Origin of the sequence: Allomuricauda sp. ANG21, from assembly GCF_040705235.1 — a bacterium.
Classification (GTDB): domain Bacteria; phylum Bacteroidota; class Bacteroidia; order Flavobacteriales; family Flavobacteriaceae; genus Flagellimonas; species Flagellimonas marina.
On the sequence record NZ_JBFCVT010000016.1, the window covers coordinates 19,353 to 36,906 of the forward strand.

The 17,554-nt window shown below is 40.1% G+C and carries 18 protein-coding genes; 9 read left to right on the forward strand and 9 right to left on the reverse strand.

Annotated features, from left to right (window positions below):
• Window positions 1-88: 88 nt before the first annotated feature.
• Window positions 89-1,411 carry an MFS transporter gene (locus AB1A65_RS16245; protein ID WP_366590986.1) on the forward strand — a complete coding sequence of 441 codons (1,323 nt, stop codon included), beginning with the start codon at window positions 89-91 and terminating at the stop codon, window positions 1,409-1,411.
• A gap of 70 nt (window positions 1,412-1,481) precedes the next feature.
• Here the strand turns inward: AB1A65_RS16245 and AB1A65_RS16250 are convergent, their stop codons facing one another.
• The 4 genes from AB1A65_RS16250 to AB1A65_RS16265 are packed head-to-tail and all read right to left on the reverse strand — an operon-like array spanning window position 1,482 to window position 4,433.
• Complete coding sequence (locus AB1A65_RS16250) at window positions 1,482-2,207, reverse strand: head GIN domain-containing protein (protein WP_366590987.1); 726 nt, start codon at window positions 2,205-2,207, stop codon at window positions 1,482-1,484.
• Between the two features lie 33 nt (window positions 2,208-2,240).
• Complete coding sequence (locus tag AB1A65_RS16255) at window positions 2,241-3,332, reverse strand: hypothetical protein (protein WP_366591036.1); 1,092 nt, start codon at window positions 3,330-3,332, stop codon at window positions 2,241-2,243.
• A complete protein-coding gene (locus tag AB1A65_RS16260) occupies window positions 3,313-3,873 on the reverse strand; it encodes a hypothetical protein (protein WP_366590988.1) in 561 nt (186 codons plus the stop codon). Before AB1A65_RS16260 ends, AB1A65_RS16255 begins: the two co-directional genes overlap by 20 nt.
• A 2-nt stretch (window positions 3,874-3,875) precedes the next feature.
• Window positions 3,876-4,433: an RNA polymerase sigma factor gene (locus AB1A65_RS16265; RefSeq protein ID WP_366590989.1), complete on the reverse strand. Its 558-nt coding sequence runs from the start codon at window positions 4,431-4,433 to the stop codon at window positions 3,876-3,878.
• 385 nt (window positions 4,434-4,818) lie between these two features.
• On the opposite strand from AB1A65_RS16265, the gene lon reads away from it, so the two are divergent.
• Together lon and cmk are read left to right on the forward strand one after the other, a co-directional pair.
• Window positions 4,819-7,269, forward strand: a complete 2,451-nt coding sequence (gene lon / locus AB1A65_RS16270; RefSeq protein ID WP_366590990.1) for an endopeptidase La — start codon at window positions 4,819-4,821, stop codon at window positions 7,267-7,269.
• A 193-nt stretch (window positions 7,270-7,462) separates the two neighbouring features.
• Complete coding sequence (gene cmk / locus AB1A65_RS16275) at window positions 7,463-8,155, forward strand: (d)CMP kinase (RefSeq protein WP_366590991.1); 693 nt, start codon at window positions 7,463-7,465, stop codon at window positions 8,153-8,155.
• A 37-nt stretch (window positions 8,156-8,192) separates the two neighbouring features.
• Here the strand turns inward: cmk and AB1A65_RS16280 are convergent, their stop codons facing one another.
• From AB1A65_RS16280 to AB1A65_RS16290, 3 genes are all read right to left on the reverse strand, one after another.
• A complete protein-coding gene (locus tag AB1A65_RS16280) occupies window positions 8,193-8,690 on the reverse strand; it encodes a hypothetical protein (protein ID WP_366590992.1) in 498 nt (165 codons plus the stop codon).
• Between the two features lie 244 nt (window positions 8,691-8,934).
• A complete protein-coding gene (locus AB1A65_RS16285) occupies window positions 8,935-9,261 on the reverse strand; it encodes a hypothetical protein (RefSeq protein WP_366590993.1) in 327 nt (108 codons plus the stop codon).
• A gap of 335 nt (window positions 9,262-9,596) precedes the next feature.
• Window positions 9,597-10,520, reverse strand: coding sequence for a hypothetical protein (locus AB1A65_RS16290; protein ID WP_366590994.1), 924 nt, complete (start codon window positions 10,518-10,520; stop codon window positions 9,597-9,599).
• A gap of 212 nt (window positions 10,521-10,732) precedes the next feature.
• Here AB1A65_RS16290 and AB1A65_RS16295 point away from each other — a divergent pair, with 212 nt between their 5' ends.
• Complete coding sequence (locus tag AB1A65_RS16295; protein ID WP_366590995.1) at window positions 10,733-11,104, forward strand: DUF393 domain-containing protein; 372 nt, start codon at window positions 10,733-10,735, stop codon at window positions 11,102-11,104.
• Window positions 11,105-11,212: 108 nt separating this feature from the next.
• On the opposite strand, the gene AB1A65_RS16300 is transcribed toward AB1A65_RS16295, so the two are convergent.
• Window positions 11,213-11,740 carry a hypothetical protein gene (locus AB1A65_RS16300; RefSeq protein WP_366590996.1) on the reverse strand — a complete coding sequence of 176 codons (528 nt, stop codon included), beginning with the start codon at window positions 11,738-11,740 and terminating at the stop codon, window positions 11,213-11,215.
• Window positions 11,741-11,978: 238 nt separating this feature from the next.
• Complete coding sequence (locus tag AB1A65_RS16305) at window positions 11,979-12,359, reverse strand: LysM peptidoglycan-binding domain-containing protein (RefSeq protein WP_366590997.1); 381 nt, start codon at window positions 12,357-12,359, stop codon at window positions 11,979-11,981.
• A 260-nt stretch (window positions 12,360-12,619) separates the two neighbouring features.
• Here AB1A65_RS16305 and rpsA point away from each other — a divergent pair, with 260 nt between their 5' ends.
• From rpsA to AB1A65_RS16330, 5 genes are all read left to right on the forward strand, one after another.
• Window positions 12,620-14,458, forward strand: a complete 1,839-nt coding sequence (gene rpsA / locus AB1A65_RS16310) for a 30S ribosomal protein S1 (protein ID WP_366590998.1) — start codon at window positions 12,620-12,622, stop codon at window positions 14,456-14,458.
• A gap of 117 nt (window positions 14,459-14,575) precedes the next feature.
• Window positions 14,576-15,112 (forward strand): bifunctional pyr operon transcriptional regulator/uracil phosphoribosyltransferase PyrR, encoded by a 537-nt coding sequence (gene pyrR / locus AB1A65_RS16315; protein WP_366590999.1) that lies wholly within the window; start codon window positions 14,576-14,578, stop codon window positions 15,110-15,112.
• Window positions 15,113-15,118: 6 nt separating this feature from the next.
• Window positions 15,119-16,045 (forward strand): aspartate carbamoyltransferase catalytic subunit, encoded by a 927-nt coding sequence (locus tag AB1A65_RS16320; RefSeq protein WP_366591000.1) that lies wholly within the window; start codon window positions 15,119-15,121, stop codon window positions 16,043-16,045.
• 1 nt (window position 16,046) lies between these two features.
• Entirely contained in the window at window positions 16,047-16,379 is a 333-nt protein-coding gene (locus AB1A65_RS16325; RefSeq protein ID WP_366591001.1) for a ribonuclease Z, read from the forward strand.
• Between the two features lie 127 nt (window positions 16,380-16,506).
• Window positions 16,507-17,412 carry a ribonuclease Z gene (locus AB1A65_RS16330; RefSeq protein ID WP_366591002.1) on the forward strand — a complete coding sequence of 302 codons (906 nt, stop codon included), beginning with the start codon at window positions 16,507-16,509 and terminating at the stop codon, window positions 17,410-17,412.
• The last annotated feature ends 142 nt before the right edge of the window (window positions 17,413-17,554 follow it).

Here is a 17,554-nt window from a genome sequence, read left to right on the forward strand (position 1 = left end):
TAGAGCTACTGGAAAATCCAGACCACCAAAAGAAAGGGTTTCCGCACAGTTTCAAATGACATTTTCTTTTTAACCAACCACAACCACTATGGCGCAAGTACTGGCATTAAAAGGAAGCAAGAAACTATTGAATGCGTGGGCATTTTACGATTGGGCCAACTCGGTCTATAGCTTGGTCATTTCTTCTGCGGTCTTCCCTATTTTTTACGGAGCCCTGTTCCGTGTGGCGGGTATTGAAAAAGTGACTGTTTTTGGCGGGGAAATAGCCCGTGCACCACTAATCAGTTATGTGACCTCCTTGGCTTTTGTGTTCATAGCCATTGTAACCCCATTGGTGTCCGGTATTGCAGATTATATGGGGAACAAGAAGATTTTCCTGAAGTTTTTCTGCTACTTGGGTGCCCTTTCCTGTATTGGATTGTACTGGTTCTCCTTGGAAAACATTTATTTTGGTTTAACCTGCTATTTCTTTGGATTAGTAGGCTTTTGGGTCAGTTTTGCCATCAATAATTCATATCTACCAGATATAGCCTATCCCGAACAGCAAGACGGCATTAGTGCCAAGGGGTTTTCCTTGGGATATGTGGGCAGTGTTATTTTGTTGGTGTTCAATTTGGCTATGGTTATGCAACCTAATGTTTTTGGAATTACCGATGGTGGGGGAGAAGTTGCTGAAATCAAGGCCATGAAATACTCTTTTATTTCTGTGGGTATTTGGTGGATTCTTTTTAGCCAATACACCTTTACACATCTTCCTAAAGGCTATAAGCGGGAAGGAGAACGAAAAAATATTATCATGAACGGGTTTCAAGAACTCCAAAGTGTTTGGAGGCAATTAGGAAATCAAACCCGGTTGAAACGCTATTTGGGAGCCTTTTTTGTATACAGTATGGCCGTACAGACTGTAATGTTGATAGCCACCTATTTTGGTGAGGAAGAAATAGCTTGGGGCTCCGATAGTGAACGAACCACAGGACTCATTGTGAGTATTTTGGTCATTCAGATTGTGGCCATTTTAGGAGCTACACTTACCGCAAAGGCTTCTGGTAAGTATGGAAACATCAAAACATTGATGGTCATAAACTGTATTTGGGTGATGCTTTGTGTGTACGCCTATTTCTTGCAAACCCCAACGGATTTTTATATTGCTGCTGGTTTGGTGGGTATGGTTATGGGTGGTATTCAAGCCCTTTCAAGATCAACGTATTCCAAATTTTTACCGGAAACAACGGACACTACCTCTTTTTTTAGTTTTTATGATGTGGCTGAGAAGATAGGGATCATCATAGGAACCTTTATGTACGGATTTGTCTCACAGGTAACCGGAAGCATGAGGAATAGCATTATATTTTTAGGACTTTTCTTTTTAATGGGAATATTTCTGTTGGCACGGGTCAACCACAAAGAATAGGGTTCCAAAAAAAAAGCCCCGATGATAATCGGGGCCCTTACGTTTTTTGATTGGTAGTGATAAACTCCTTTTAGCCTTTGGAAATGTCTCCAGACCCAGAGGACTTACTATTGATTTTCTTTGGGTTTCCACGATAATGGATGTCCCCAGACCCAGACACACGGGCATCTATGGATTGATTAGCGGTAACTTTTATATCTGCTGAACCTGAGACCGCTGCCGTAACAAACTCTGCCTCCAGGTCATACGCCTTAATATCACCAGACCCAGAAACCTGAACTTTGAAATCTGTAGTTCTTCCAGAAAGATTGATGTCCCCGGAACCAGAGAGGGATGCTTCAACACTTTGGGCTTCAACGGTAAGGCTAACATCCCCAGAACCTGCAATCCGAGTGCTAAAATTGTTGGCTTTGATGGTGGTTTGCCCAACAATATCTCCAGAACCGGATAGTGAAACTTCACTAATGGACTCAACCGGAACGGTTATGTGAATTCCCTTACCCCATGTGGAGGGCCTAAGATTGAGTCCTTTTTCCACCTTAATCACCAAGGTTCCATTCTTAACTTCTGTTTTAATGTGCTCCAATAGGTTCGATTCTCCCTCAAGGGTAATCTCCCCTTCATTACCGTTCACCAAGTCAACGTCGAACCAGCCGGCCAAGGCAACCCCATCATAATTCCCAACCGAGCGTTCAATGGTTACGTAATTTCCATCCCCTTTAATTCTTCTGCCCCACTGGGCGCTTGTAATGGCAACTGTGCATAGTGCCAATAATAATGTGATACCTTTTTTCATGACTTTGGTTTGTTTATTGTTTTTTGATATGATTTAATTTTTAAAAAATGTGATGCCTCCGTAATCGGTGGTGATGTTGATCTTGTTCCCGGAGTTTTCTTTTCCGTAATAGCCTTTGTAATATTTTTCGTTGGATTTTTCCCTGCTGATATTGATTTCAAAATCGTCTTTTCCACTCACACCAGCATATTCCGCCACAATCTCAAAATCAAAGTAATATTCAGGATGGTATCCAATTTTTATTCCTGTATAATCAGTTCTAATTTCTACGTTTCCGGCATCCGGGGCCAGCTCATCAATCCGCAGGGAACCATAATCACTGGTGATGCTCACATTTCCGTGGACCTTCCCCAGTTTTACCCCGATGTAATCGCCATTTCCATTCACATTTTTAACTTTGTGGGCCTCTAGTGAACCATAATCGCTTGAATATTCCAAATTGCCCATTTCCTCGATTACGGCATTGGTATAATCCGCTTTTACAGTAAGGTCTCCAGCTTTTTCAACAGTAAAACCAGAATAATCTGCAACAATTTCGGCGCTGTTTATGTAGCCAAAATGGGATCTAGAAGTATAATCAAACTTCAATTCATTGTTACGTCCGCGAAGTTCCCCCGCATCAATTTTACCATAATCGCACTTGATTTTGGCATGACCATCAATACGATCTAAAAAGATGTTGCCATAATCATTACTAAGATTAACACTGTTCTTCACGGGCAATTTAATGGTATAGTTTACCTGTACATTTACGTTTCTGCGTTTGCCCCAGTTCCATCCCCAGCTATTGCCACGATCACCAAAAAGGGTCCTGGCGGATACCATCCCGGAATTGTTCTCAAAATCAACATCAATTTCATTCAACCGATCTTGAACACGATCCTCATCGTTACCGTTGGCTTTGATATGAACCTCTATCAGTATCCTGTTTTCGTTCCAAGAGGTGATGTTGAGGTTACCGTAGCTGTTGTTCACCTTGAAAAGGGCATCTGAGTTTACATTGAACTCCCGTTTTATGGTCTTTTCTTTGGTATATTTCCCATTCATGCCATCGGTAAGTGCGCTCATCGTTAAGGGAAAGAGCGTCATGGCCAAAAGGAAACTCTTAAATAGTAATGTTTTCATCATTGTACGATTTTAAATTTTTAATATTCTCTATTTGGCTCAAAACATCTTTTAAAAGATCAATTCTTGTTTGGAAGTTGAATATCATGGCGTTCAAAATAATCTTACTATCTCCGCCATTGACAAGGTCTTGTTCCAATGCTTTATAATCTTTTTCCAATTTTTTCAGTTGCAACAACGTGTCATCCACCAATCTTGCGGTTTCTGGTGATTTTTCATTTTTCAATTGGGCCACCTGCTCTTCAATGAGGTTGGCAAAATAAAACTCGGTTTGCGACACTTCCGGGGAAATCTCTACAACCTGTTGCTCTATGCTGGGGTTTGTGTTCAAAACCTGAAAGGCCAATACCCCAATGATTGCAATGGATGCAGCAATGGATAGGGGTTTCCACCAACTTGTCTTTTTACTTTGAATGGAAACCGTACCATTGGTCTGGTTCAGTTTCTCCAAAAAACGATTTTGGTGTCCACTTTGTGGTTCTTCAAGGTCTAACTGTCCTTGAAGCCTATTAAACAATTGATCTAATTTATCTTCCTTCATGGTCAAGCATTTAATGTCAATTTTTTTCTAAGGCTTTCCTTGGCCCTGGAAATTGTAGTTCTGCAATTGGCATAACTAATGTTCATTATTTCACTAATTTCTTCGTAATCGTACCCTTCAATTAAATGTAAGGTCAAAGAAACTCTGTAGTTGTCTTTCAAACTTTTCATGGTTTCCATCACTTTTTGAGCCTTTAGTTCAGCAAAACCATTTTGATTCGAATCAACTTCATCATTATCTTCGACCTTGTACATTATGTCATCCAAGTCCACAGCCCTTCTTTTTTGCTGTTTTTTGTAATGATGGATACTGTTGTTGATCACAATTCGCTTTAACCATGCACCAAAGGCAACCTCCCCTTTAAATGTGTGCAGTTTTGTAAACGCGTTCAAGAACGATTCCTGCATTACATCCTCTGCTTCGGCGGAGTCCTTTACAATTCTAAAAGCAGTATTGTACATAGCTTTGTAATAGCGATTGTAAATCTCCAATTGTGCACTTTGTTTCCCCTGCATGCACGATTTCAGCAGTTCATCAATATGTTCATTTTGGTGGCTCAAAAAATGATTGATTTGTCTTATAGAGGTATGAATTTATCAATTGTTACACTTTTTTCGCAAAATTTCAATTTTAATCAAAAAGAATTCCGCGCAGCTTGCTGCGTGGTTTCCGCTAAAATTGTCATTCCCATAAAATGGGAATCTAAATAACAGAATTTCGGTTTTGACCTTTAGGTCAAAATGAAAATGGTGAAATACTCCTTGGCTTGAGGTAGATAGTTAGTTTCAAGAAATTCTTTTATTGGCATAGGAATTGCCTAATTAGGAGTGTAGTTAAGCCTAAATCTCCCTATATCTTTTGAAAATGAGGGAGTTGTAACGGCTTTTGGATTTAATAAACAAGGTCGAATTTTGTGGTTTCTGACAAAATGACCGATATGACGATATGAAAGAGATGAAAATTTCAAGTTTTGACAATATAGATTTTCAAGGACTGGATGAGGAAGCGGAACTGATACCGTTGCTTACGCCGGAAGACGAAGAACAAATGAACAAGGAGAGCCTGCCACAGGTTCTGCCAATTTTACCTCTTCGGAATACCGTACTTTTTCCGGGTGTGGTAATTCCCATTACGGCCGGAAGGGATAAATCCATCAACTTGATCAAGGACGCCAATAATGGGTCAAAAACCATTGGCGTGGTTTCCCAAAAGGATGAGGAGACCGAAAACCCGGGGGTGGATGATATCAATACATTGGGTACCGTAGCTAGAATTTTACGTGTACTTCAAATGCCAGATGGGAATACTACGGTTATTATTCAGGGGAAAAAACGTTTTCAGATTGACAGCATTGTTTCTGAAAAACCTTACTTGACAGCTACTGTAAAGGAAGCGCAAGAAGCACGACCCGATGAGACAAGCGAGGAATTTGGGGCCATTATCGATTCTATTAAAGATTTGGCCTTTAAGATCATTAAGGATAACCCCAATATTCCAAGTGAGGCCACTTTTGCCATTAAGAACATTCAGAGTAATTCGTTCCTGATCAATTTTGTGTCCTCCAACCTTAACCTTAGTGTTGCTGAGAAACAACAATTGTTAGAGATTCCCAACTTACAGGAACGCGCATTGACCACCTTGCGGTATATGAACATGGAGCTGCAGCGTTTGGAACTAAAAAATGATATTCAGTCCAAGGTACGTAGCGATATGGACCAGCAACAGCGTGAATATTTCCTTCACCAGCAGATGAAGACCATCCAAGAAGAATTGGGCGGGCTGTCCTATGAGCAGGAAGTGGATGAAATGCGTGAACGGGCCAAAAAGAAAAAGTGGAGCAAGAAAGTTGAGGAGCATTTTGAGCGTGAGCTTGGAAAAATGCAACGCATGAACCCGCAAGTGGCTGAGTATTCCATTCAACGCAATTATTTGGACCTGATTCTGGATTTGCCTTGGAACGAGTATTCAAAAGATAAGTTCGATTTAAAACTAGCCGAACAAATTTTGGACCGTGACCATTATGGACTTGAAGACGTAAAGCGTAGGATTATAGAGTACTTGGCAGTGTTGAAGCTACGAAACGATATGAAATCTCCTATCCTTTGTCTGTATGGACCTCCTGGCGTGGGTAAAACCTCCTTGGGAAAATCCGTGGCAGAGGCTTTGGGCCGAGAATATGTGCGTATGTCCCTAGGGGGATTACGCGACGAAGCTGAAATCCGAGGTCATAGAAAAACCTACATCGGCGCCATGCCCGGACGAATCATACAAAGTTTGAAAAAGGCAGGAACGTCCAATCCTGTTTTTATCTTGGATGAGATTGATAAATTGTCCAACAGCCATCAAGGAGACCCTTCTTCGGCCATGCTGGAGGTTTTGGACCCCGAACAGAATAGCGAATTCCATGATAATTTCTTGGAAATGGGCTATGATTTATCTAAAGTAATGTTCATTGCCACAGCCAATAACCTGTCAACCATTCAACCTGCCCTACGTGATCGTATGGAGATCATCAATGTAACAGGTTATACCATTGAGGAGAAAGTGGAAATCGCCAAACGCCATCTACTTCCCAAACAATTAAAGGAACATGGCCTTTCCAATAAAGATTTGAAGATTGGTAAACGTCAATTAGAGAAGATTGTGGAAGGATACACCCGAGAATCAGGGGTGCGTGGATTGGAGAAGCAGATAGCCAAAGTGGTTCGTTTTGCAGCCAAATCCATTGCTATGGAAGAGGAGTACAACATCAAAATCACTAATGAGGATATTGAAAAAATACTCGGCCCAGCACGATTGGAGCGCGACAAATATGAACACAACCAAGTGGCCGGTGTGGTCACTGGATTGGCTTGGACCAGCGTGGGAGGTGATATTCTGTTTATTGAATCCATACTTTCTAAAGGAAAGGGAACCCTAAATATTACTGGAAACCTCGGTAAAGTGATGAAGGAATCCGCCACCATTGCCATGGAATACATTAAATCCAACGCCGATACCTTTGGTATAGCACCTGAGGTGTTCGATAAGTATAATGTGCACATCCACGTTCCTGAAGGTGCCACGCCCAAAGATGGCCCCAGTGCAGGAATCACCATGCTGACGTCTTTGGTATCCCTCTTTACGCAGCGCAAAGTCAAGAAAAGCTTGGCCATGACCGGGGAAATTACGCTTCGGGGCAAAGTACTGCCTGTAGGTGGAATCAAAGAGAAGATTTTGGCGGCCAAACGCGCCCGAATCAAGGAAATCATTCTGTGTGCGGACAATAGAAAGGATATTGAGGAAATCAAAGAAGAATATCTTAAAGGTCTTACGTTTCACTACGTGACGGATATGAGCGAGGTGATTGACATTGCCATTACGGACCAAAAGGTGAAAAATGCCAAGGCCCTGTAATTCATGTCAAGTATCATAAAATTTGTCTTTGACCATTTTTTGAAATTCGTCAATTCGAGTGATCTTTTGGAATGAAAACGAAGAAAGGTTGTATCGAGAATTAAAATTTCAACGGCTATACTTTGTTCTCTACCTGCCTACCAGTAAGCAAGTCGAAGTGGGAAATTAGGGGTGTAATTCCTATTTTTAACCAATGGGAAAAATTACAATCGCCGTAGACGGCTATTCCTCAACTGGAAAAAGCACCATCGCTAAACGTTTGGCCACCGCTTTGGGCTATATATATGTGGATACCGGTGCCATGTACCGTGCCGTTACGCTTTATGCTTTGGATAATGGGTACATCGGAACCAAAGATGATATTGCTGGGTTGGTTAAGGAGTTGCCAAAAATCAAGTTGAAGTTTGTACCGAATAAAAAAACGGGTCGTTCTGAAATGTACCTGAACGGTGAAAACGTGGAGCAGGAAATCCGCACCATGAAAGTCTCCCGACAAGTGAGTAAAGTAGCGGCTATTGGTGAGGTACGCACCAAGTTGGTGGAGATGCAGCAACAAATGGGCAAGGACAAGGGCATTGTTATGGATGGTAGGGACATTGGTACAGTGGTTTTCCCAGATGCCGAACTAAAATTGTTTATGACGGCTTCCGCTGAAATTCGCGCTACGCGCCGTTATAAGGAACTGTTGGAGAAAGGGGAGAAGGTTACCTTTGCAGAAGTCTTAAAAAATGTACAAGAACGCGATCGAATCGATTCTACCCGAAGTATTTCACCCCTTAAAAAAGCAAAGGATGCCCTAGAGTTTGATAATGGCGATATGGGCTTGGATGAACAATTTGAGCGTATCCACGAATTTGCCAAGCGAGTTATTGCCAATAAAAGATAAAAAGACAATTTTGACTTCGGCTATAATGGGATAGTGTCTAGGGTTCCAACTTATGCATTAATTTATAACAATGGGCAATAAGTCTATTTTCCAAGCAAAATCTTGACTCTATTGTTAGGTCTTGTTTCAGTTTATTGTTATCAAGCCATAGGAAAAGTTTTTCATTCTCAAAATAGTACCTATCCTCTTCAATTATTGTTTTTTTATAGTCAAATACTTCATTTTTTTCATTTTCCTTATCTATATTTTGGTTTATGTAAATAGGTTGGTTGTATATGAAATTTTGTTCAAATGCGAAGATTAATTCACCATCATTAAAATAGTATTCAATATGTTTTTTACCCGATTCCCCCAGCAATACAACTTCTATTAATTTAATCTCGGTAACACCATAGTAGGCTGTTGCCTGTCCACCTTCAGCTGATTGGCCCCGTATTTCAATCTTGGTGGTTTCATAAGAGTCAAGTTGGGCTCTTATTTCAGAATAATTTCTTCTAATCTTATTCAGTAAAGAATCTTTTTCTTGAGCAGACATGAAGTTATTTATAAAGACAACAAATAGGATAAAAAACTTTATCATTTTTAGATTGATGGTTACCAATAAACCGAACATAGTTTTACCGAGTTTTATGTGTTTAGTGAAAGTCAAATTTTTCACCATAAAAACCATAGTCTAATTGATGGATATGCTTTTTGGATTCATACATGCTTGATTGATAATAGCAATATGGGTTTGGAAGAACAATTTGAGCGTATCCACGAATTTGCCAAACGGGTGATTATAAGCAATACAACTTAGCGAGTTGACAAGATTGAGTTCTGAAGATTATTTTATTCTTCCTATTTTCTGGGGGAACGCCCATTATCCCATCATGGTGCTCGTTGCAATAAAACCCGTATTCGCTGCCATCATGCGTTCCCAAATGTTTATGAATTTCAACACATTCATCCAAATCTAATCTCTTGGAGAGCGAAACAGCATCGATAAAACAGTCGTAGTACACCCACTCCCTACAGTTTTTAGACCAAACTTGTCCTCGATACGTTTCCTTGATTCCTTTTTCAAGGATGAGTTGTTCAATGGGTTGTAGGTGTTTGCAGATCATATTTTGGTTTCACGAAGATATTGATACATGAATTCTAATCCTGAATGAAGATAGTAAGTTCTGCTTCTATCATAGTGTGAAAATTGATGAAGGGATGCATGGGGTTAGTAGAATACTGTTTACAATGGATATTGCCTTAAGCTTCTTATAAATTTGATAAATGGGTGATTAAAACGCAATGCGGTACGCAGTTCATATATCCCCTGCTATGGCAAGTGTGGGATTTTGGGGTCGAATCTTTGTTTACCAGACCCAATGTCATTTAATTGTAACACCTTCATTTTTAAGTAGGAAACCCAAATTTACAAAAGCCACAGTTGGCAGTAATTCACCTTTTATTGTGCTGGTCTTAATTTTTCTATCACTTCTGTGCTTACCCAATGGATATTGGCCAAACCACCTCCCGTGTCATTTTCGTCCCTTCCAAAAAATAAATACTTTCCGTCAGGGCTTATAGTTGGGACTTTTTCATTTAACAGGGTATTGACTGCAGTTCCAAGATTGATTGGGTTGGACCACGTTTTATCTTGATTCTTGAAATAAACATAAATGTCATTGTCCTTTCTGTTTTCATCTTCATTATTCCGAGCGGCTACCAACAAATAGTCATTGTTAGGTGAGATAAATGCATGATGTCCCATACTAATATTTACTTCTTGCGGTTCTATAAATTGTCCATTTTTCTGGGGAGCATAATACGTTTTTCTTTTTGATAAATCGTAATAATAGAGTCCGTCGTTTTTTGAATGATTTGGAAAGAATATTTTATCATCATTTATTGGAGAATCCAGTTTAGTGGCCTCACTCCATGAATCCTTAAGACGCTTTACATACCATACTCGTTCGTCTGAAAAAATAGAGTCCAAAGCGACAAAATAAATTCGTTTGCCATTTGGACTCACGAAAGGTTGTAATTCTTCTTTCTTATTTCCCTTTGTAAAACTTGCCTTTTTTATAGATGTCCAAGAGTCGCCGACAAGTTTAGAGAAATAGATTTGAGTAATTCTGTCTTCATGCATCGCATCAAAATACATCTCCTTCATATTTGGAGAAAATGAAACAGTGCTTTCAGTCCTTCCGTTAATCGAGACTTTACCTGGAGCGAAAACTTCTGGTATTAAGCCAGGCGGCTTTTGACCAAAATACGAAACTTCTTCAATTGATAAATTATCTCCTTTTGTATTCGATTTTTCAGATTTGCATGCACTTAAAAATAGAATAAAAACCAGTACTGATAATTTAGTCCTGTTGTTTTTCATTGCTTAATCAGTTTCAATGATTTATATCCAACGATACTGAAACAAGTTCAGCACAGATACCTAACTCTGGGCAGAAAGCCGTGAAGTTAGCTTTTTTTACATAAAATAGCCCATAAATAGAGTTTCCCAAATCATAAATCTTTATGAAAATTGTGCTTGCCATGAAATGTGCCCCAGGGCTTTCCGACTGACCTAATGGAAAACCAATCCTTATGGGAAAGAGTATCATAGTTTTTGATGGAGAGTGCAATCTATGCAACGGTGTTATTGGTTGGTTGATACGTTTAGCTCCCCATAATGTATTTGAGTTGGTTCCTTTTCAATCTCCAAAGGGGCATGATATACTGTTGGCCCAAGGCTTCCCAACCGAAGAGCTAACTACGGTAATCCTCGTAGATGAGTTGGGGTACCATACCCATTCCGATGGTTTTTTAAGAATTGTAGAAAAAATTCCGAAATGGCGTTTGGTCGCAAATGTATTGGCCTATGTACCGCTCATTATTCGGGACACCCTCTACAACTTGGCTTCAAAGAATAGGGTTAAATGGTTTGGTAAGTCAAAGGCCTGTTTCATCAGCTTCTAGGAAATGTGGAGTCGAGCCTAAAATCATAAAGTTCAACACGGTGTTTCTGCATCAAACAATAACACATTGTTTTGATACTTGGACTGAGTATGTCATACAAGCCAGGAGTTAGTCTTTTTCTAATTGTGCAATCATTTTTTTCGCTCGACCCGAAACAGATTTTCGTCCATCTGTTGTCAATCTTTCCAAGTGAGGCACAATAAAATCTTTTAGCTTCGTGTCCTTTTTAGACCATTTGGTTAGCGTGGCCATTGTTTCGTTCAGTACAATCCAGTCGTTGTGATTTACGAGATTTCGCTTCATGATTTTTTTCGCCTCTTCAATTTGATTTTCAGTCATATCTTTTTCAAGCATTTCAAACAGTTGGGACAAAGTCCATTGGGTTGAGGCTTGGTCAATTTGGGCAATCTCTGTTAAAAACTGGTCTAAGTATGGAATTAAAATCGATTTTTTCGCTTTGCAAATCCGTTTCATTGCATTTGAAGTCCGGAGCCGTACAACTTCATCATCACTGAAATAGCAATTAAAAAGTTCATTGAAGTGTTTGTTTTCAGCCAAAACTTCTTCAACAATTTCAATGGTATTTCCCAAAGAATTTGGATGCCCGCCTTTTAATCGCTCCTCAAAATTTTTCATTCAATCGCAATATTGGTTTATAAATGTGCCGCAGTTCTATGGTATGAATCGTTGGAACAATTCACTTCCAATAGCAAGTTAAGGTAGCATTTTTCCTTTAGAGCTTCCCAAAAACAAAAAAACGCCACAAGGGCGCCTTTTGGTTGTTGTATACTGCCAGTTCGAGCCTGCCTTTGTCGGCAGACAGGCGCAGTCGAGAACTCAAGTACATCTCGACTGCACTCGATGTGACACTATTCTACAAATTCGGGATTACCAACACCTGATCAGGGTGAATCAAGTCTGGATTCTTCAACTGATCTGTATTTGCTTCAAAAATTTGCTTGTATTTCATGGGGTCACCATAATAATGCTTGGCAATCTTGCTCAACGATTCACCGCTTTTTACGGTATGTCGGGCGTAGACAGATTCATCCGCAACGGTAATGTTGGCTTTAATATCGGATGGGCTTTGTCCGCCGATTTCCTTGATTTTGTCCCATAGCAGGTTTTTCTCATATTGGGTGGAAGCTTGCCCCTTTATTTTTAGGACGCCGTTTTCCTCAGAAACATCTCCATCCTTAATGTTCAATTTTTGACCTAGATCTAATACGGGTTGATACTTTGCTTTTACACTCATAACGCAATATTTACAGTTAATAGTTAAGACTTTCAAGATAACCATTATGGCAACATTCCACTATTAAATTTTTGTAATACTTTCTTCATTGCAAACCTTTGGAGCAGATACTTTGTGAATCAAGAATTTAATTGTATTTTTGCACTCCTTTTTTAGCAAAGCAGTAAGAGGAAAAAGGAACTGAAAATAAAATGTAAAAACCACTTCCGCGGTAATTGCCAGCTCTTATAAAACGTGGAATACAAATTTTAGGTCAGCACATGGCTGAAGAAAAAGCAAACGTTGCAGAGGTTGAAGAGACCACTGCAGCACCAGAAACAAAAAAAGAAACCCAACCCCAACAAGACCCACAGGAGTATCTTGAGAATTTTGATTGGGAAAAGTACGAAGAAGGAATTGAGCGCGTAGATGACAAAAAGCTCAAGGAATTTGAAACACTTGTAGAGGAAAATTTTGTGGACACTGCCGATGAGGAAGTAGTGGAAGGAAAAGTGGTTCACATGACCGACCGTGAAGCTATCATCGACATCAACGCGAAGTCTGAAGGTGTTATTTCTCTGAACGAGTTCCGCTACAATCCCGATCTTAAAGTGGGTGACAAAGTTGAGGTACTTATAGATATCCGTGAAGATAAGACCGGTCAATTGGTATTGTCCCACAGAAAAGCAAGGACCATCAAAGCTTGGGAACGTGTTAACAACGCCCATGACAAAGAAGAAATCGTTACCGGTTTTGTTAAATGTCGTACCAAAGGTGGTATGATCGTTGATGTTTTTGGAATTGAAGCGTTCTTGCCTGGTTCCCAAATCGATGTAAAACCTATCCGTGACTACGATCAGTACGTAGGGAAGACCATGGAGTTCAAGGTGGTGAAAATCAACCACGAGTTCAAGAACGTGGTGGTATCTCACAAAGCGTTGATCGAGGCCGATATTGAAGAACAGAAAAAAGAAATCATTGGTCAATTGGAGAAAGGCCAAGTATTGGAAGGTATCGTCAAGAACATTACTTCTTATGGAGTATTTATCGACCTTGGCGGTGTGGACGGATTGGTTCACATTACCGACCTTTCTTGGAGTCGTATCAACCACCCCAACGAAGTTGTTGAGTTGGATCAGAAATTGAATGTGGTTATCCTTGACTTTGATGATAACAAATCAAGAATCCAATTGGGTCTTAAGCAGTTGGAGAAACACCCATGGGATGCCCTTGGAGATGAGATAAAAGTTGGTGACAAAGTAAAAGGTAAAGTTGTTGTAATCGCAGATTACGGTGCCTTTATTGAAGTTGCCGAAGGTGTTGAAGGTCTTATCCACGTTTCTGAAATGTCATGGTCTACGCACTTGCGTTCTGCCCAGGATTTCGTAAACGTTGGTGACGAGGTTGAAGCGGTTGTTTTGACCCTGGATAGAGAAGATCGTAAAATGTCTTTGGGCATCAAGCAATTGTCTCCAGACCCATGGACAGATATCACTTCCAAGTATCCTGTTGGATCTAAACACAAAGGAATCGTTAGAAACTTTACCAACTTTGGTGTTTTTGTGGAGTTGGAAGAAGGAATCGACGGTTTGATCTATATCTCTGACCTTTCTTGGACCAAGAAAATCAAGCACCCGTCTGAGTTTGTGGCCGTAGGCGATACCTTGGAGGTTGAAGTATTGGAATTGGATGTTGAAGGTCGTAAGTTGAGTTTGGGTCATAAGCAAACCACAGAGAACCCTTGGGACAAGTATTCTGAAGAATTTGCTGAAGGAACCATCCATAAAGCAGCTATCGCTGAAGTGGTTGACAAGGGAGCTACCATCAACTTCAATGAGGACATTGTAGGATTCGTTCCGCAACGTCACATGGAAAAAGAAGATGGTAAGAAACTTCAAAAAGGAGAAGAGGCAGAATTCAAGATCATCGAGTTCAACAAAGATTTTAAACGCGTTGTGGCCAGCCACACTGCCATCTTTAGAGAGCAAGAAGAGAAGAATGTAAAAGCCGCCAAGAAAAGGTCTTCATCTTCAGATGAAGCAGCACCGACCCTTGGTGATGCCAATTCACAATTGCAAGCATTGAAGGATAAAATGGAAGCTGATTCCAAGAAAAAGTAATCAGGTTTTCCCAATAGCACAAAAAGCCCCCGCTGGGAACAGTCGGGGCTTTTTTATGCCTTTTGCATTCTAAAGAATTGTTTACTTTTGCATTCAACAGAGTCGGTTGCATAGCATATGAGTCAAAGAGTACTGCTTACTTCAAAAGAAATCAACATCATACTGCACCGGTTGGCTTGTCAACTGTTGGAAAACCATTTAGACTTTTCGAATACCGCCCTTATCGGCATTCAGCCCAGAGGTATTTTTTTGGCGGAAAGGCTTGCTAAAATTCTCAAAGAGGAGTATAAGGTGAAGGATATACCCCTTGGATTTTTGGACATCACCTTTTTTAGGGATGATTTTGGAAGAGGAGAAATTTTAAAGGCCAACTCCACAAAAATGAACTTTTTAGTAGAAGATAAAAAAGTGGTCTTTATTGATGATGTACTCTACACAGGAAGGAGCATTAGATCAGCTTTAACGGCCATTCAGTCTTTTGGCAGACCCAAAAGTATAGAATTATTAACGTTGATTGACCGACGTTTTAGCAGACATTTGCCCATTCAGCCTAATTATCGAGGTAGGCAAGTGGATGCAATAAATGAAGAAAAAGTAAAGGTGATGTGGGAGGAAAATGATGGTGAAGACATGGTATATTTGGTAAGTAAATAAGTTGAAATGAGTGAATTGAGTGTAAACCACCTGTTGGGAATAAAATATCTGAACAAAAAGGATATCGCACTCATTTTTGAAACCGCAGACCATTTTAAGGAGGTCATTAACCGATCTATTAAAAAGGTACCTACGCTTCGCGATATCACCATCGCCAATATCTTTTTTGAAAACAGTACCCGAACCAGACTCTCCTTTGAACTCGCTGAAAAGCGATTGTCGGCAGATGTGGTGAACTTCTCTGCGGCGTCATCTTCGGTAAAAAAAGGGGAAACCCTTATCGATACGGTCAACAATATCCTGTCTATGAAAGTGGATATGGTGGTGATGCGACATCCCAATCCGGGAGCAGGGATTTTCCTGTCAAAACATGTTAAGGCATCCATTGTCAATGCTGGGGATGGAGCCCATGAACACCCAACCCAAGCCTTGTTGGATTCGTATTCTATTCGCGAGAAGTTTGGGGATGTAGGTGGAAAAAATGTGGTCATTGTGGGGGATATTCTCCATTCTAGAGTGGCACTCTCCAACATTTTTGCCTTAAAGTTGCAAGGAGCCAACGTAAAAGTCTGCGGCCCCAAGACATTGATTCCAAAGTATATTGAATCGCTCGGGGTTACCGTGGAAACCAACCTGAGAAAAGCTTTGGAATGGTGTGATGTGGCCAACATGCTCCGTATTCAGAATGAGCGGATGGATATCAGTTATTTTCCTTCCACTCGGGAATACACCCAACAATTTGGGGTGAACAAACAGCTACTGGACAGCTTGGATAAACAAATTGTGATTATGCACCCTGGACCAATCAATAGGGGTGTGGAGATTACAAGTGATGTTGCGGATTCTGACCAATCCATAATTCTGCACCAAGTGGAGAATGGGGTAGCCATCCGTATGGCAGTATTATATTTATTGGCATCAAAAATCAACTAATATGATTTTCGACAAAGAGGGCACAACCACAATCGTTTTTCAAGAGAAAACTTCACTTTCCACCTTCATGGAAAATTTGAACAACGCCTATCCAAAAATCAAGCACGACAATATTATCATTAATCTTTTTTCTTTTAAAAAATTGACAGAGGCAGATATTTTAGAGTTTTTGGATATTTCTAACACCCACAAAGCTTCTGGGCAATCCTTTGTCTTGGTAACTGATAAGGTTTCTTATGATGAAGTTCCGGATGAAATCAGCGTGGTGCCTACCATTCAAGAAGCCAAAGACCTCATTGAAATGGAAGAAATAGAACGTGATCTCGGAATTTAGAAATCGGACATCAGATTTCTGACTTTAAACTTCTGACCCCTGAGTCCAGCTATTCAAGAATCTAGGCGTCCAATTATCCATTTTCCAATTTCAATTAGTAACTTTCCGTTTTAATTTTCAATTATTCGTGAAGCTTACCATTCTGGGCTGTTATTCAGCAACCCCAAGAACCTTTACCAATCCCACCTCCCAGGTGCTCGAAGCAAAAAATCATCTTTTTTTGATTGATTGTGGTGAAGGTACCCAAGTACAGTTACGTAGATACAAGGTTAAATTTTCCAGAATCAGACATATTTTTATTTCACATTTGCATGGTGACCATTTTTTTGGATTGCCAGGGCTGGTTTCCACGTTTAGACTGCTGGGTCGGGAGAACGAACTGCACATTTATGGCCCAAAAGGTATTAAAGAGGCTGTTACACTTCTCCTAAAATTGGGTGATAGTTGGACCAATTACCCTCTGGTTTTTCATGAATTGGATTCCAAGGAATCTGAATTGCTGTTTGAGGATGAAAAAATAAGTGTGCGCACCATTCCTTTGGAACATAGAGTCTATACCAATGGTTTTTTGTTTCAGGAAAAGCCTGCTCCACGGACGCTGGATATTGAAATGGCCAGAAAATTTGAAATAGATAAGAGCCAGTTCAACAAAATAAAGAACGGCGCAGATGGGTTGTCCAAAAACGGGGAGGTCATTTCTAACAAGCAAATAACCTTGCCGCCTCCAAAGCCCAAAAGCTATGCTTTTTGCAGTGATACGGTGTACAAAGAGTCCATAGTACCTATTATAAAAAACGTGGATGCTTTATATCATGAATCTACTTTTTTGGAAACGGAGGAACATTTGTGTGCCAAAACAAAACATTCCACCGCCAAACAAGCAGCCAAGATTGCCAAAAAAGCTAATGTGAATACATTGATATTGGGGCACTATTCCACGCGCTACAAGTCTTTGGAACTTTTTAGGGAGGAAGCACAGCAGGTTTTTCCGAATGTGGAGCTATCAGATGATGGTAAAATCTTCAATTTGTGAGTTTTTCGGTCATTTCGAAATAAAAAGTGAAGCTTTGATTGAGAAATCCCAAATAATAGATTTCCCACATATGTTCTACGTGACAAATAACTCATTGAAACCAATTTAGGTGAAAACTCAAAAAGCATAACTTTTCCATTCA

Bases quoted from the DNA above. Each gene is read 5' to 3' on its own strand.
- AB1A65_RS16245 (WP_366590986.1), top strand. From the start codon at position 89: ATGGCGCAAGTACTGGCATTAAAAGGAAGCAAGAAACTATTGAATGCG.
- AB1A65_RS16250 (WP_366590987.1), bottom strand. From the start codon at position 2,207: ATGAAAAAAGGTATCACATTATTATTGGCACTATGCACAGTTGCCATT.
- AB1A65_RS16255 (WP_366591036.1), bottom strand. From the start codon at position 3,332: ATGAAAACATTACTATTTAAGAGTTTCCTTTTGGCCATGACGCTCTTT.
- AB1A65_RS16260 (WP_366590988.1), bottom strand. From the start codon at position 3,873: ATGAAGGAAGATAAATTAGATCAATTGTTTAATAGGCTTCAAGGACAG.
- lon (WP_366590990.1), top strand. From the start codon at position 4,819: ATGAAAGAGATGAAAATTTCAAGTTTTGACAATATAGATTTTCAAGGA.
- cmk (WP_366590991.1), top strand. From the start codon at position 7,463: ATGGGAAAAATTACAATCGCCGTAGACGGCTATTCCTCAACTGGAAAA.
- AB1A65_RS16280 (WP_366590992.1), bottom strand. From the start codon at position 8,690: ATGTCTGCTCAAGAAAAAGATTCTTTACTGAATAAGATTAGAAGAAAT.
- AB1A65_RS16285 (WP_366590993.1), bottom strand. From the start codon at position 9,261: ATGATCTGCAAACACCTACAACCCATTGAACAACTCATCCTTGAAAAA.
- AB1A65_RS16290 (WP_366590994.1), bottom strand. From the start codon at position 10,520: ATGAAAAACAACAGGACTAAATTATCAGTACTGGTTTTTATTCTATTT.
- AB1A65_RS16295 (WP_366590995.1), top strand. From the start codon at position 10,733: ATGGGAAAGAGTATCATAGTTTTTGATGGAGAGTGCAATCTATGCAAC.
- AB1A65_RS16300 (WP_366590996.1), bottom strand. From the start codon at position 11,740: ATGAAAAATTTTGAGGAGCGATTAAAAGGCGGGCATCCAAATTCTTTG.
- AB1A65_RS16305 (WP_366590997.1), bottom strand. From the start codon at position 12,359: ATGAGTGTAAAAGCAAAGTATCAACCCGTATTAGATCTAGGTCAAAAA.
- rpsA (WP_366590998.1), top strand. From the start codon at position 12,620: ATGGCTGAAGAAAAAGCAAACGTTGCAGAGGTTGAAGAGACCACTGCA.
- pyrR (WP_366590999.1), top strand. From the start codon at position 14,576: ATGAGTCAAAGAGTACTGCTTACTTCAAAAGAAATCAACATCATACTG.
- AB1A65_RS16320 (WP_366591000.1), top strand. From the start codon at position 15,119: ATGAGTGAATTGAGTGTAAACCACCTGTTGGGAATAAAATATCTGAAC.
- AB1A65_RS16325 (WP_366591001.1), top strand. From the start codon at position 16,047: ATGATTTTCGACAAAGAGGGCACAACCACAATCGTTTTTCAAGAGAAA.